This is a genomic window from Lentzea chajnantorensis (assembly GCF_054300775.1).
The window spans coordinates 3,872,540-3,886,978 of the sequence record NZ_JBSDZT010000002.1; the positions used below are offsets into that span (position 1 = coordinate 3,872,540).

Genomic DNA, 14,439 nt, shown 5'->3' on the forward strand with positions numbered 1-14,439 from the left:
ATTTGGGTCGCACGAGTCGGGCGTGGCGGAAGGAACGGCGACGATGGAGCTCAACGTCGGCAGCGAGGTCCAGCGGGGGTGGCGGGTGCTCGCCGTCGCCGGTGAGCTGGACATCGACACCGTCCCCGTGCTGTCCGCGCGGATGGACGCGGACGTGACCGGGAAGCACGCGGTGCTCGACCTGGAGCTGCTGCAGTTCATGGACTCGACCGGGCTCGCGCTCGTGCTCGACTGGCACCGGCGGCTCGCCGAGTCCGGCGGTCAGCTGCGGATCGCCGCTGTTCAGGCGCCCGTGCTGCGGTTGTTCACGCTGGCCGACGTCGCCGGGGTGCTGAGCCTGCACGAGAGCGTGGACGCGGCGGTGCAGGAGTCCGTGGAGAGCGCCCTCTAGCGGCGTCCGCTCCAGCGCGGGTGGGCTGAACGCGAGCCCACCCGGGGTGCTGTCACGGGTGAGACCACCCCGGCCGGGCTCCGCGCTCACACCTCCCCGGACACCCCCAGGTAGTACGCGATCAACCGGATCAGGTGCTCGGTGTCCACCGGCTTCGTCACGTAGTCGGTGGCACCGGAGGCCAGCGACTTCTCCCGGTCGCCCTTCATCGCCTTCGCCGTGACAGCGATCACAGGCAGGTCCGCGTAGCGCTCCATCGCCCGGATGGCGGAAATTGTGGCGTTGCCGTCCAGCTCGGGCATCATGATGTCCATCAGGACGATCGCCACGTCGTCGTACTGCTCCAGCGCGCGCACGCCGGTGATGCCGTTGTCGGCGAAGATCGCTTCCAGGCCGTGCAGCTCCAGCACGGACGTCAGGGCGAAGACGTTGCGCAGGTCGTCGTCCACGACCAGGACCTTCTCGCCGTGGAAGCGCATCGAGTCGGACGGGGCCAGCGGCGCGGCCGGCGCCACGATCGGCGCGGGTTCGGGCAGGACGACCGCGTCCGACACGACCTTGCCCAGCGGCAGGCAGAGGGTGAACGTCGAGCCGATGCCCGGCTCCGAGCGCACGCGCAGGGCACCGTTGAGGAGCTGGGACAGCTCGCGGCTGATGGACAGGCCCAGGCCGGTGCCGCCGTACTTGCGGGACGTGGTGCCGTCGGCCTGCTGGAACGCCTCGAAGATGACGGCCAGCTTCTCCGCGGGGATGCCGATGCCCGTGTCGTGCACGTCGAACGCCACGGTCGAGGGGTCGTCCATGCGCACGTGCAGGCGGATGCCACCGTCGTGGGTGAACTTCACCGCGTTCGACAGGAGGTTCCGCAGGATCTGCTGGAGGCGGTGCTCGTCGGTGCGCAGGGTCTCCGGCACGTCCGGGTCGACGCGGACCGAGAACTCCAGGTGCTTCTCGGCGGTCAGCGGCAGGCAGAGCGTCTCGACGTAGCGGACCAGCTCGTCGAGGCGCACCCGGTCCTCGTGCAGCGTCATGTGGCCGGCCTCGACCTTGGTCAGGTCGAGGATGTCGTTGATGAGCTGCAGCAGGTCCGAGCCCGACGAGTGGATCGTGCGGGCGAACTCGACCTGCTTCGGGTTCAGGTTGCCGTCGAGGTTGTCGGCCAGCAGCTTGGCGAGGATCAGCAGCGAGTTCAGCGGCGTGCGCAGCTCGTGCGACATGTTCGCCATGAACTCGGACTTGTACTTCGAGGCCGTCTGGAGCTGGCGGGCGCGGTCCTCCAGCTCCTCGGAACCGGCGCGCAGCTCGGTGGTCAGGCGCTGCGACTCGACGAGCAGGGCGTCGGTGCGGGAGTTGGCGAGCATCGTGTTCACGTTGACGCCGATGTTCTCCTTCAGCTGGTCCAGCAGGTCCAGGTGGACGTCGGAGAACTCGTTCAGCGAGGCCAGCTCGATCACGCCCAGGGTCTCGCCCTGGAACAGCACCGGCAGGATGACCAGGTTCACCGGTGCCGACGAGCCCAGCGCGGAGGACACCGTCAGGTAGCCGGCGGGGACCTTGGTGACCAGGATCGTCTTCTTCTCGAACGCGGACTGGCCGACGAGCGACTCGCCCATCTCCACGCGGGTCGCGCGGGCGGCGTCGAGGCGGAAGCCGTAGGAGGCGGTCAGCTCCAGCGTCTGCTTGCTGTCGTCGTCCTCCTGGAGCTGGTAGAACGCGCCCTGGTGGGCGCTGACCAGCGGCGTCAGCTCGCTCATGATCAACGACGCCAGCGCGCGCAGGTCGCGGTGGCCCTGCATCAGGCCGGACAGCCTGGCCAGGTTGGTCTTCAGCCAGTACTGCTCGCGGTTCGCGCGGGTGGTCTCCTTCAGGTTCGCGATCATCTGGTTGACGTTGTCCTTGAGCTCGGCCAGCTCGCCGGACGCGTCCACGGTGATCTGCCTGGTCAGGTCGCCCGCGGTCACGGCGGTGGCGACGGCGGCGATCGCGCGGACCTGGGTCGTGAGGTTCGAGGCCAGCTGGTTCACGTTGTCGGTCAGCTTCGACCACGTGCCGGCCACGCCGTCGACCTCGGCCTGACCGCCCAGCTTGCCCTCGGTGCCGACCTCCCGGGCGACGCGGGTGACCTCGTCGGCGAACGACGACAACTGGTCGACCATCGTGTTGATCGTGGTCTTCAGCTCCAGGATCTCGCCGCGCGCCGAGACGTCGATCTTCTTCGTCAGGTCGCCCTGCGCCACGGCGGTGGTGACCTGGGCGATGTTGCGGACCTGGTTGGTCAGGTTGTCCGCCATGAAGTTCACCGAGTCGGTGAGGTCCTTCCACGTGCCCGCCACGCCCGACACGCGCGCCTGACCGCCGAGGATGCCCTCGGTGCCGACCTCGCGGGCCACGCGGGTGACCTCGTCGCCGAACGCGCGCAGCGTGTCGACCATGCCGTTCAGCGTGTCGGCGAGGGTCGCGACCTCGCCCTTCGCCTCGACGGTGATCTTCTTCGACAGGTCGCCGTTCGCGACCGCGGTGGCGACGGCGGCGATGTTGCGGACCTGGTCGGTGAGGTTGTCCGCCATCAGGTTGACGTTCTCGGTCAGGTCCTTCCACGTGCCGGCGACGCCCTGCACGCGCGCCTGGCCGCCCAGGCGGCCGTCTGTGCCGACCTCGCGGGCGACGCGGGTGACCTCCTCGGCGAACGAGGACAGCTGGTCGACCATCGTGTTCAACGTCGACTTCAGCTCCAGGATCTCGCCGCGCGCGTCGACCGTGATCTTCTGCGACAGGTCGCCGTTCGCCACGGCCGTCGCGACGTGCGCGATGTTGCGGACCTGGTTGGTCAGGTTGTTCGCCATGAAGTTGACGTTGTCGGTCAGGTCGCGCCACGTGCCCGCCACGCCGGGCACCTGCGCCTGGCCGCCCAGGCGGCCGTCGGTGCCGACCTCGCGGGCGACGCGGGTGACCTCCTCGGCGAACGAGGAGAGCTGGCCGACCATCGTGTTGATCGTGGTCTTCAGTTCGAGGATCTCGCCGCGCGCGTCGATCGTGATCTTCTGCGTCAGGTCGCCGCGCGCGATGGCGGTGGTCACCGAGGCGATGTTGCGGACCTGGGTCGTCAGGTTGTTCGCCATGACGTTCACCGACTCGGTCAGGTCGCGCCAGGTGCCTGCGACACCGGGGACCTGGGCCTGACCGCCCAGCCGGCCGTCCGAACCGACCTCGCGGGCCACGCGGGTGACCTCGTCGGCGAACGAGGACAGCTGGTCGACCATCGTGTTGATCGTCGACTTGAGCTCCAGGATCTCGCCGCGCGCGTCGACGGTGATCTTCTGGGTCAGGTCGCCCTGCGCCACGGCGGTGGTGACCTGGGCGATGTTGCGGACCTGGGTCGTCAGGTTCTCCGCCATGAGGTTCACGTTGTCGGTCAGGTCGCGCCAGGTGCCCGCCACGCCCGGCACCTTCGCCTGACCGCCGAGCTTGCCGTCCGTGCCGACCTCGCGGGCGACGCGGGTGACCTCGTCGGCGAACGAGGACAGCTGGTCGACCATCGTGTTCAGCGTGTTCTTCAGCTCCAGCATCTCGCCGGAGACGTCGACCGTGATCTTCTGGGTCAGGTCGCCGTTGGCCACCGCCGTCGCCACCTGGGCGATGTTGCGGACCTGCTTGGTCAGGTTGTTCGCCATCGAGTTCACGTTGTCGGTCAGGTCGCGCCACGTCCCGGCGACGCCGGGAACCCGCGCCTGACCGCCCAGGCGGCCGTCGGTGCCGACCTCGCGGGCGACGCGGGTGACCTCGTCGGCGAACGAGGACAGCTGGTCGACCAGGCCGTTGACCGTCGAGCCGAGCGTGGCGAACTCACCGCGCAGCGTCTGGTCGGACATGCGCTTGGTCAGGTCGCCCTCGGCCACGGCGGCGAGCACGCGGCTCAGCTCGGTCGTCGGCCGCATCAGGTCCTCGACCAGGCCGTTCACCGAGTCGGCGATCAGCGACCAGCCACCGGCGGTGCCCGCGGGCGCCACCCGTTCGGTGAGCCTGCCCTCCTGGCCGACCGCCTGCCGGACCCGGCCCAGCTCGCCGGCCAGCCACTGGTTGCGCTCCGCGATCTCGTTGAACACGTCCGCGAGAGCCGACACGGGCCCGTTCCCCGGCACCACGAGCCTGCGGCGGAAGTTGCCGTCCCGCAGGTCTCTCATGGCGGAGAGCACCCGGTCGAGGGTCGCGTCCGTCTCTTCGTTGGCCGTGGTCACTCCAAGCCTCCGTGCCTCGGTGGTCGCAGCCAAGCCTGCCACGTTAGGTTGGGAGCGAGGTAACTTGATGCCGCGATGCACGCCAACGACCCGCAGGAGGCCGTGATGACCCGGCCGTCCGCGCAGGACCAGAGCGGATGAGCAGCACCGTGGGCATCGACCTGGACGGCTGGCAGCGCCTGGTGGACGGGCTGCGCGAGGCGGTCCTCGTCGTCGACCCCGCCGGTGCCGTGCGGGTGCGCAACGCCGCGGCCGCCGAGCGGTTCCCCCGGCTGTCCCCCGGCGAGCACCTCGACGTGCACGTCGCCGGCCGGCAGCTGGACCTCGGTGACGGCTGGAGTGCCTGGTACTTCACGGACTCCGCGCTCGACCACGCCCACCTGCGGCTCGCGGGCGGCACGTCGCGCGAGACGACGCTCAAGACCATCGTGCAGCTCGCGGCCGAGCTGCTGGGCGAGCACTGCGTGGCCGTCGTGCCCGCGACGCGCGACCGGCTGGAGTGGTGGCGGTGCGGTGGCGGCGAACCCACGGTCACCCGCACGCCGCGCCGGGCGACGGTGCTGGCGGAGGTCCTGACCGGCACCTCGACGCTGACGAGGATCACCTCCCTGGGTGACGGCAGCTGGGGCGTGCCGGAGGACTTCGGCACCGCGCTGGCCGTGCCGCTGGGCGTCGGGGGAGCGCTGGTCGTCGTCCGACGGGGTGAATTCCCGCCGAACGACGTCGAGCGCGTGCGGTTGTTCGGCAAGCACGCGGCGGCGGCGCTGGAGTCGTCGTCGAAGCTGACCGAGCAGCGGCGGATGATCGAGGTGCTGCGCTCGGCGCTGCTGCCGCTGCCGCTGCCCGAGCTGCGTGGTGCCTCGCTCGCGTCGGTGTACCTGCCCGCCCACCAGCGGGCGGAGGTCGGCGGCGACTTCTACGACGTGCACCCGCGCACCGACGGCTCGGCGACGTTCGCGCTGGGCGACGTCTGCGGCCACGGGCTGGAGGCCGCGGTCCACAGCGGACGGGTGCGGCAGTCGCTGCAGGCGCTGTCGCTGGTCGAGACGAACCCGGTGCGGCTGCTGCACCTGCTGAACACCTCGTTGCGCGCCACCGGCTCCAAGCTCTTCACCACGATCGTCGTCGGCGAGCTGGTGCCGCTCGCGTCCGGGGGAGTGCGGCTGTCGCTCGCGTCCGGGGGCCACCCGTCGCCGCTGGTGCTGCGCGCGGACGGCACGGTGCAGGAGATCAGCGCCCCCGGTGCGATCGTCGGCATCCTGGCCGACGTCCGGTTCACCGGCGAGCAGGTGACCCTGGCACCCGGCGACACGCTGCTGCTCTACAGCGACGGGTTCACCGAGGCCCGCGCGCACACCGACCGCAACGAGCTGTTCGGCGAGCAGCGGCTCCGCGCGGTGCTCGAGGAGTGCAAGGGGCTGCCGGCGGAGGAGATCGCGCGGCACTGCCAGGAGGCGGTGCTGCGGTGGCTCGGCAGCGGCGACCACGACGACCTCGCCCTGCTCGCGGTCCAGGCCGTGTGCGCTCGCCCGGGTGACGAGCGTCCCCGGTCCGCGCACCGGGCACGGCGGCCGCCGGTGCTACGCCGACCCGGTGTTCGCCGACGTCATCTGAGTGCCGACGACGGACAGCAGCCGCAGCTTCTCGTGGCTCTCACTGCCCGGCGTGGCGGTGTAGACGAGCAGGAAGTGGTGCTGGTCGGGGTCGAGCAACGTCTGGCAGTGCAGCTCGAGCGCGCCGACGGCCGGGTGGACGTACCGCTTGACCTCGCGCGGGCGCAGGCCGATCTCCTGCCGGTCCCAGACGGTCCGGAACTCCTCGCTGGTCGCCAGCAGGAGGTCGGCGTAGTGCGCGGCCCGCGAGCCCGGTCCGCGCCGGGTCAGGGCCTCCCGCAGCCCCGAGGCGAACATGCGGCCCAGGAACGCGTGGTCGGCTGGCTCGTACAGCGCCCGCGACGACGGGTCGCTGAACCAGCGGAAACCGAGGCTGCGCTCCGGTCCGGTGCGGGCGGCCGCGTCACCGGTGAGCGCGACGCCGAGCGGGGTCTGGCGCAGCGTCTCGCCCAGCTCGGTGACGACCTCGGCCGGGGTGTCGTGCAGGCGGTCGAAGATCCGGGCGAGGCCGGGGCTCACGTGGTCGCTGGTCCCGCCCCTGCCCGGCGGTGGGTGGCCCGCGAGGCGGAACAGGTGGTCGCGCTCGTCGAGGGACAGGTGCAGGCCCTGGGCGATGGCGGCGATCATCTGCTCGGACGGGTGCGGCCCGCGTTCCTGCTCCAGCCGCGCGTAGTAGTCGGCGGACATGCTGCAACGGGCGGCGACCTCCTCGCGGCGCAGGCCGCTGGTCCGGCGGCGCCGCCCGCGCGGCAGGCCGATGTCCTCCGGCTGCAGCGCCTCCCTGCGGTGCCGCAGGAACGCGGCCAGCCCGGCTCGGTCGATCACGGCGTCTCCTCTCGCTGTCCCCTTTCTAACGCTCACGCCCCGCCGTAGCCACGGACTCCCAGGTCCTGGATGTGCGCGCGCCGTCCGTCCACGGTGGAACGGAGAGACCGCGGACGAACCAGGGGAGTGTGCGATGAGCAGGAAGTTCGACGTCGAGGTGCCGGACCTGACCGGGAAGCGTGCGGTCGTCACCGGCGGCAGCGACGGGGTCGGGCTCGGCATCGCCGGACGGCTCGCGGCGGCGGGGGCCGAGGTCGTGTTGCCCGTCCGCAACCCGCGCAAGGGTGAGGCCGCGCTCGCCGAGATCCGGCGGCGGACACCCGGCGCGACCGTCTCGCTGCGCTCGCTCGACCTGTCCTCGCTGCGCTCGGTCGCCGCGGTGAGCGCCGAGCTGCTGGAGGAGGGCGCGCCCGTGCACGTCCTCGTGAACAACGCGGGCGTCATGACCCCGCCCGAACGGCAGACGACCGCCGACGGGTTCGAGCTCCAGTGGGGCACCAACCACCTCGGCCACGTCGCGCTCGTGACGGCGCTGCTGCCGCTGCTGAAGGCCGGCCGCGCCCGCGTCACCTCGCAGATCAGCATCGCCGCCAACCAGAACGCCATCAACTGGGACGACCTGAACTGGGAGCGCTCCTACAGCGGCGGCAAGGCCTACAGCCAGTCGAAGATCGCACTGGGCCTGTTCGGGCTGGAGCTCGCGCGCCGCAGCGAGGCGGGCGGCTGGGGGATCACGAGCAACCTGGCCCACCCCGGCGTGGCACCGACGAACCTGCTCGCCGCCCGCCCCGAGGTCGGCCGCGCGAGCGACACCCCGGCCGTGCGCCTGATCCGCGTCGCGTCCGCGGTCGGCGTGCTCGGCACCGTGGAGTCCGCGCAGCTGCCGGCTCTGCTGGCCGCCACCGCGCCGCACCCCGCGCCGTTCTACGGCCCGACCCGCTTCGGGCACCTCAGCGGTCCGCCCGCAGAGCAGGCGCTCTACAGCCGCCTGAGGTCCGCCGACGAGGCCCGGCGCGTCTGGGAGGTGTCGGAGGAGCTCGTCGCTAGCGGACTCCGTGCGGGCGGAACTGGACGCTGATGCGCGGCCCGACGACCTTCGCGGTCTTCGGGATGGCGTGCTCCCACGTGCGCTGGCACGACCCGCCCATCACCAGCAGGTCGCCGTGGCCCAGCGCGTACCTGTGCGTCTCGCCGCCGCCGCGGGGCCGGAGCAGGAGCGCGCGCGGCGTGCCGACGGACAGGATCGCGACCATCGTGTCGTCGGTGGCGCCGCGGCCGATGGTGTCGCCGTGCCACGCGACGCTGTCGCGGCCGTCGCGGTAGTAGCAGAGGCCGGCGGTGGTGAACGGTTCACCCAGCTCGGGCCGGTAGTGCTCCGAGAGGGCGGCACGGGCGTTCGTGAGCACGTCCGAGGGCAGCGTGCCGTAGTAGAAGCAGAGCAGGCGTGGCACGTCGACCACGGTGTCGTACATCTGGCGGCGTTCTGCCCGCCACGGCACGGTCTCGACCAGCTCGTCGAACACGGCGTCCGCGCCGGAGAGCCAGCCGGGCTGCACGTCGACCCAGGCGCCGTGGCCGAGCTCGGTGCGGCGCGGGGCGAGCGGGGCCAGGACCGGCTCCGCTTCCAGGTCGAAGAGGGAACCCTGGCGCATGGCGCGCAGCCTAGTCGAACAGGTGTTCTACGACCACTCAGGGCCGCAGCACGGCGCAGACCGCGTCCGCGACCAGGTCGCGGGCCGCTGCCAGGTCGAACACGCCGAGCAGGAACCGGCGCACCGACTCGTGCGCCGGACCCATCGCCACGGGTTCCAGCGCCCACGGCGGCACGGTCCGCAGCTCGCCCGTCTCCATTCGCGCCAGGAACCACGTCAGCACCGGGGCGAACTCCGCCTGCTTGGCCGCGGGGTCGGCGTGGTCCGGTGCGGCGTAGAGGAACCGCGCGCGGCTGGGGTTCGCGGTGACCCAGTCGAGGTAGCGCAGCGCCAGGTCGCGGACGGCCGCGAGGGCGGGCCGGTCGTCGAGCGCGGGGGTCATCGCGGCGACGCAGCGGCCGTAGGAGTCGGCGTAGAGCTGTGCGAACACGCCCGCGCGGCTGCCGAAGCGGTGGTAGATGCTGCCGTTCGACATGCCGGAGCGCTCGGTCAGCGCCGCGATGGTGACGGCGTCGAGCCCGCCCTCCTCGACGAGCCGCAGCGCTGCGTCGAGAAGGAACTGTCGTCGGTCGGCCATGGGGGTTAGAGTACCGCTCTGGAGCAACGCTCCAGAGAAGGGGAGAGCAATGGCGCTGTCGATTCCCGGCCTCCTGCGCGACCGGGTCGCCCGCACGCCCGGTGCCGAGGCGGTGCGGTACCGCTCCGGTACCGGCTGGGTCTCGCTGACCTGGGCGGAGCTGCAGGACCGCGTGGCGCGCGAGGCGTTCGGGCTGCGCGAGCGGGGGCTGCGGCGCGGCGACCGGGTCGCGCTCATGGGCCGCACGAGCATCGAGTGGATCGTCACCGACCTCGCCGTGCTGGCCGCCGGTGGCGCCACCACCACGATCTACCCCAACAGCACCGCCGCCGAGGTCGCGCACATCGTCAGCGACTCCGGCAGCAAGCTCGTGGTCGTCGAGACCGACGAGCACGCGGCGCTGGTGCCGGACCTCGACGTGCTGCGGTTCGGCGCGGTCCCGCGGGCCGACGGCGACTACGCCGCGCTGATCGCCGAGCTGAGACCGGACGACCTCGCGACGCTGATCTACACCTCCGGCACGACCGGCACCCCGAAGGGCGTCGAGCTCACCCACGCGAACTGGGTGACCACCGCGGAGGCCATCGCCTCGCTGGGCATCCTGCGCGAGGACGACCTGCACTTCCTGTGGCTGCCGCTGTCGCACGCGTTCGGCAAGGTGCTGACCATGGCGATGATCGCCGTGGGCGCCGCCACCGCTGTCGACGGCTCGGTCGAGCGGATCGTGGACAACCTCGGCGAGCTGCGGCCGACGATCGTCGCCGCCGCCCCGCGCATCTTCGAGAAGATCCACGGCCGCATCGTGGCCGGCGCGCGGGAGAAGGGCGGGCTCACCGAGAAGGTCTTCCGCTGGGCCGACCGCGACCACGGCGCCGCGACCCGCTGGCTCGCCGACCGGCTGGTGTACCGCAGGCTGCGCGACCGCGTCGGCGGCCGGATCCGCTACTTCGTCTCCGGCTCCGCCCCGCTCGCCGGTGAGATCGCCGAGTTCTTCTCCCGCGCGGGCATCACGATCCTGGAGGGCTACGGCCTCACCGAGTCGTCGGCGGCCACGTTCTTCAACCGCCCCGGCATGATCAAGATCGGCACGGTCGGCCCGCCGATCCCCGGCACCGAGGTGCGGATCGCCGACGACGGCGAGGTGCTGCTGCGCGGCCCCGGTGTCATGCGCGGCTACCACAACCGCCCGGACGCCACCGCCGAGGCGCTCGTCGACGGCTGGCTGCACACCGGTGACATCGGCGAGGTCGACGACGCGGGCCGGCTGCGGATCACCGACCGCAAGAAGGAGCTGATCAAGACCTCCGGCGGCAAGTACGTCGCCCCGGCCCCGGTCGAGAGCCTGCTGAAGGCCGCGTCCCCCTACATCAGCAACGTCATCGTGCACGGCGACCGCCGCAGGTACTGCGTGGCGCTCGTGACGCTGGACCCGGACACGCGGGCGGGGCTGCCGGACCCGGAGGCCGAGATCGGGCGCGCGGTGGAGGTCGTCAACGCGCAGCTGCCGCGGCACGCGACGATCAAGCGGTTCGCGGTGCTGGAGGAGGACTTCAGCGTCGAGGACGGGTTGCTGACCGCGTCGCTCAAACCCCGCCGCCGGGAGATCGAGAAGCGGTACGCGTCCACATTGGACGACCTGTACTAGACGCCTGTGCGGGCTCGTTCGGGGCGCGCCTCGAACGGAGCCCGCACGGGCGGTGGGTGCTCAGTCGCAGACGGCGCCGCGGGACGCCGAGCCGACCAGCTTCGCGTACTTGGCGAGCACGCCGCGCTGGTAGCGCGGGGGCAGCGGGGCCCACCCGTCACGGCGGCTGTCGAGGTCCGCGTCCACGTCGAGGGTGCCCTCGGCGACGTTGAGCGTGATGCGGTCGCCGTCCTGGACGAACGCGATGGGCCCGCCGTCGACGGCCTCCGGGGCGACGTGACCGACGCACAGGCCGGTGGTGCCGCCGGAGAAGCGGCCGTCGGTGAGCAGCAGGACGTCCTTGCCCAGGCCCGCGCCCTTGATGGCCGCGGTGATCGCCAGCATCTCGCGCATGCCGGGACCGCCCTTGGGACCCTCGTAGCGGATCACCACGACGTCGCCCGCGGTGATCGTGCCGTCCTCCAGGGCGTCCATGGCGGCGCGTTCGCGGTCGAAGACCCTGGCGGTGCCGGTGAAGACGTCCGAGTCAAAGCCCGCGGACTTGACCACGGCGCCGTCCGGGGCGAGGGAGCCCTTCAGGATGGTGATGCCGCCGGTGCGGTGGATGGGCTTGTCCAGGGCCCGCAGGACGTTGCCGTCGGGGTCGGGCGGGGCGATGTCGGCGAGGTTCTCGGCGACGGTCCGGCCGGTGACGGTGAGGCAGTCGCCGTGCAGCAGGCCCGCGTCCAGCAGCGCCTTCATGACCACGGGCACGCCACCGATGCGGTCGACGTCGGTCATCACGTGTCGGCCGAACGGCTTGACGTCCGCCAGGTGCGGCACGCGCGCGCTGATGCGGGTGAAGTCGTCGAGGCTGAGCTCGACCTCGGCCTCGTGCGCGATGGCGAGCAGGTGCAGGACGGCGTTGGTGGAGCCGCCGAACGCCATGACGACCGCGATGGCGTTCTCGAACGCCTCGCGCGTCATGATCTGCCGTGCGGTGATGCCCTTGCGCAACATCTCCACGACCGCTTGGCCGGACCTGCGCGCATAACCGTCGCGCCGGCGGTCGGTGGCCGGTGGCGCGGCACTGCCGGGCAGGGACATGCCGAGCGCCTCCGCCGCGCTGGCCATGGTGTTCGCCGTGTACATGCCGCCGCACGCGCCCTCGCCGGGGCAGATCGCGCGTTCGATCAGGTCCACGTCCGCGCGGCTCATCAGCCCCCGCGCGCACGCGCCCACGGCCTCGAACGCGTCGATGATGGTCACCTCGCGTTCGGTGCCGTCGGTCAGCGTGACCCGGCCCGGCAGGATCGACCCGGCGTAGAGGAACACGCTGGCCAGGTCCAGCCGCGCGGCCGCCATCAGCATGCCCGGCAACGACTTGTCGCACCCGGCCAGCAGCAGCGACCCGTCGAGGCGCTCCGCCTGCATCACCGTCTCGACGCTGTCCGCGATCACCTCCCGCGACACCAGCGAGAAGTGCATGCCCTCGTGGCCCATCGAGATGCCGTCCGACACCGAGATCGTGCCGAACTCCAGCGGGTACCCGCCGGCCGCGTGCACCCCGTCCTTGCCGGCCTTCGCGAGCCGGTCCAGCGACAGGTTGCACGGCGTGATCTCGTTCCACGACGACGCCACACCGATCTGCGGCTTCTCCCAGTCCTCGTCGCCCATGCCGACGGCCCGGAGCATGCCGCGCGCGGCGGTGCGCTCCAGGCCGTCGGTGACGTCCCGGCTGCGTGGCTTCACGTCTGTCATGCCACGCACGGTAGTGCCAATCAGGCGGGATTCGCCGCATGGGTGAGCGTTTCCCACGCGACGAACAGGTTGTCCGTCCCCTGTGGACGCTGGCTCTCGGTGTAGAGCTGGGTGTTCGCCATCCCGATCCCGAGCCGGGTGCTCAGCGCGGTGAAGCTGACCTCGCTCGTCGGCCCGAGGTGGCGGTTGAGCGTGCCACCGCACAACCAGCTCGGCGTCGGCTCACCGTTCTGGTACCTCGTGTGCAGTCCCCACGCGTGGCGCATCCGCTCCCGGATCTCGCCCCAGAGGTCCTGGCCCTGGTGCCTGGCGGTCTCCGCGAAGTGCGCGGCGGCCGCGAGCCCGTAGGCGGTGTGGGTGAAGTCCCGGCACGTCTCCTGGGTGAGCCCGTCGACGAACGTGTCCTGGCCGTACCAGTAGGAGATGATCTCGCCCCTGGTGTCGACGGCACTGCCCGGCCGCGTCTTCGGCAGCGCTCCGTCACCGGTCAGGTAGATGAACGCGGGAAGGCGCCCGCGGAAGATCCCGACCGCCCTGTCGTAGACGGCCCGGTCCTCCAGGAACACGGCGATGCCCAGCGTCGCCTCCATCATGCTGAGCTCCCAGTTGCCGGCGGTGTCGACCCGGCCGTTCCCGATCTCCGGCAGGTGGACGTCGCGCAGCATGGTGGCGAACCGGCCGCTGTTCGGCCAGTTCCCGCGGACGTGCTCGATGATCTCGGCGGCCTTGGGCCAGCTGCTCGCCGACCACGCCGTCTGCAGCGGGGCGTTGGAGCCGGTGTGGTCGCGGATGGTGGCCGACCAGGCGTCCATGAGCTGGATCGCCTTCTGCGCGTAGCGGTCGTCGCGGGTGATGTACCAGGCGAGCGACATCGTGTACGCGGCGATGGCGTCCTCGCGCTCGTCGGTGCAGCCGAGGTTCGGGTTGGAGTAGGAGCCGCACTCGACGACGGCCCGCGGTTTCGGGACGCGGTTCAGGTCGGCGTACTTGCTCGCCATCATGCGGTCGTAGGCCGTCTTCCACGGCTGGGCGCCGGCCTGGACCTTGGCGCGGACGAAGTCGAGCTGCGGGCGGGAGACGACGACACCGGGGTGGGTGAAGGTGGCAGGAGCGGCGGTCGCCGTCGTGGTGGCCGGGGCGATGAGGGACGCGAGCAGTGCGATCAGCACCGCGCAGGAACGGGTGACCATGCGGACCAGTGTCAGAGGTGTGGACCTTCGCCGTCAAAGACCGGCGCAGATTTTTAGGAACGGTCGTTCTTGACTGATCGTTCCCGAAAACGCTAGGGTCGTGACATGGGACGACGGAGGTCTTTCGACGTGGACGAGGCCGTGGCGGCGGCTGCGGACCTGTTCGCCCGCCGGGCCTACGACGGGGTCTCGATCGACGACCTGGTGACCCACACCGGCGTGCACCGCAACAGCCTCTACGGCGTGTTCGGCAGCAAGCGCGGGCTGTACCTCGCCGCGCTGCGCCACCACGTCGAGCAGGACGTCCGCCCGCGGCTGGCCGAGGCGGCCGGAGCGGGGCACGTGCCGGGGTGGGACCTGCTGCTGCTCGCGGCGGTCGACCGGGCGCGCGAGGACCCCGAGGTCGCCGGGCTCGTGTCCGCGGTCCTCGGCGAGGTCGACGCGGCGACGGGGGACCCGAGCGCCACCGAGGAGCTGCTGGGGCGGTGGCTGCGCCACCGGGCTGCGGCCGGCGACGGCGTTCCCGACAACGACGAGGCACCGGGAACGGTGCGGGGTGAGGAGAGCTGAC

10 protein-coding genes and 1 pseudogene are annotated in these 14,439 nt (G+C 71.6%); 5 read left to right on the top strand and 6 right to left on the bottom strand.

What is annotated here, in order from left to right; translation table 11 throughout:
- Positions 1-22 precede the first annotated feature (22 nt).
- A complete protein-coding gene (locus tag ACVDFE_RS19750) occupies positions 23-391 on the top strand; it encodes an STAS domain-containing protein (protein ID WP_360396413.1) in 369 nt (122 codons plus the stop codon).
- Between the two features lie 86 nt (positions 392-477).
- Here the strand turns inward: ACVDFE_RS19750 and ACVDFE_RS19755 are convergent, their stop codons facing one another.
- Entirely contained in the window at positions 478-4,626 is a 4,149-nt protein-coding gene (locus ACVDFE_RS19755) for a hybrid sensor histidine kinase/response regulator (RefSeq protein WP_360396415.1), read from the bottom strand.
- Between the two features lie 800 nt (positions 4,627-5,426).
- On the opposite strand from ACVDFE_RS19755, the pseudogene ACVDFE_RS19760 reads away from it, so the two are divergent.
- Positions 5,427-6,128: pseudogene (locus tag ACVDFE_RS19760) on the top strand (PP2C family protein-serine/threonine phosphatase); the annotation flags it as partial.
- 78 nt (positions 6,129-6,206) lie between these two features.
- On the opposite strand, the gene ACVDFE_RS19765 reads toward ACVDFE_RS19760, so the two are convergent.
- The gene (locus ACVDFE_RS19765) at positions 6,207-7,064 is read right to left on the bottom strand and encodes a helix-turn-helix transcriptional regulator (protein ID WP_458434364.1); all 858 of its coding nucleotides are present in this window, start codon (positions 7,062-7,064) and stop codon (positions 6,207-6,209) included.
- A gap of 133 nt (positions 7,065-7,197) precedes the next feature.
- On the opposite strand from ACVDFE_RS19765, the gene ACVDFE_RS19770 reads away from it, so the two are divergent.
- A complete protein-coding gene (locus ACVDFE_RS19770; RefSeq protein ID WP_458431354.1) occupies positions 7,198-8,142 on the top strand; it encodes an SDR family oxidoreductase in 945 nt (314 codons plus the stop codon).
- Here ACVDFE_RS19770 and ACVDFE_RS19775 read toward each other — a convergent pair.
- Positions 8,108-8,716, bottom strand: a complete 609-nt coding sequence (locus ACVDFE_RS19775) for an alpha-ketoglutarate-dependent dioxygenase AlkB (protein WP_360396422.1) — start codon at positions 8,714-8,716, stop codon at positions 8,108-8,110. The two genes, ACVDFE_RS19770 and ACVDFE_RS19775, sit on opposite strands and share 35 nt — an antisense overlap.
- A gap of 37 nt (positions 8,717-8,753) precedes the next feature.
- Positions 8,754-9,293, bottom strand: coding sequence for a TetR/AcrR family transcriptional regulator (locus ACVDFE_RS19780; protein ID WP_458431355.1), 540 nt, complete (start codon positions 9,291-9,293; stop codon positions 8,754-8,756).
- A gap of 49 nt (positions 9,294-9,342) precedes the next feature.
- On the opposite strand from ACVDFE_RS19780, the gene ACVDFE_RS19785 reads away from it, so the two are divergent.
- Complete coding sequence (locus ACVDFE_RS19785; protein ID WP_458431356.1) at positions 9,343-10,938, top strand: AMP-dependent synthetase/ligase; 1,596 nt, start codon at positions 9,343-9,345, stop codon at positions 10,936-10,938.
- Between the two features lie 60 nt (positions 10,939-10,998).
- On the opposite strand, the gene ilvD is transcribed toward ACVDFE_RS19785, so the two are convergent.
- The gene (ilvD, locus tag ACVDFE_RS19790) at positions 10,999-12,678 is read right to left on the bottom strand and encodes a dihydroxy-acid dehydratase (protein ID WP_458431357.1); all 1,680 of its coding nucleotides are present in this window, start codon (positions 12,676-12,678) and stop codon (positions 10,999-11,001) included.
- 20 nt (positions 12,679-12,698) lie between these two features.
- A complete protein-coding gene (locus tag ACVDFE_RS19795; protein WP_458431358.1) occupies positions 12,699-13,868 on the bottom strand; it encodes an alginate lyase family protein in 1,170 nt (389 codons plus the stop codon).
- A gap of 105 nt (positions 13,869-13,973) precedes the next feature.
- Here ACVDFE_RS19795 and ACVDFE_RS19800 point away from each other — a divergent pair, with 105 nt between their 5' ends.
- Positions 13,974-14,438, top strand: a complete 465-nt coding sequence (locus ACVDFE_RS19800) for a TetR/AcrR family transcriptional regulator (RefSeq protein ID WP_458431359.1) — start codon at positions 13,974-13,976, stop codon at positions 14,436-14,438.
- Position 14,439: the final 1 nt, after the last annotated feature.

What these genes read in the sequence shown, in the direction of transcription:
- ACVDFE_RS19770 (WP_458431354.1), top strand. Translation starts at nt 7,198, where the DNA reads ATGAGCAGGAAGTTCGACGTCGAGGTGCCGGACCTGACCGGGAAGCGT.
- ACVDFE_RS19775 (WP_360396422.1), bottom strand. Translation starts at nt 8,716, where the DNA reads ATGCGCCAGGGTTCCCTCTTCGACCTGGAAGCGGAGCCGGTCCTGGCC.
- ACVDFE_RS19780 (WP_458431355.1), bottom strand. Translation starts at nt 9,293, where the DNA reads ATGGCCGACCGACGACAGTTCCTTCTCGACGCAGCGCTGCGGCTCGTC.
- ACVDFE_RS19785 (WP_458431356.1), top strand. Translation starts at nt 9,343, where the DNA reads ATGGCGCTGTCGATTCCCGGCCTCCTGCGCGACCGGGTCGCCCGCACG.
- ilvD (WP_458431357.1), bottom strand. Translation starts at nt 12,678, where the DNA reads ATGACAGACGTGAAGCCACGCAGCCGGGACGTCACCGACGGCCTGGAG.
- ACVDFE_RS19795 (WP_458431358.1), bottom strand. Translation starts at nt 13,868, where the DNA reads ATGGTCACCCGTTCCTGCGCGGTGCTGATCGCACTGCTCGCGTCCCTC.
- ACVDFE_RS19800 (WP_458431359.1), top strand. Translation starts at nt 13,974, where the DNA reads ATGGGACGACGGAGGTCTTTCGACGTGGACGAGGCCGTGGCGGCGGCT.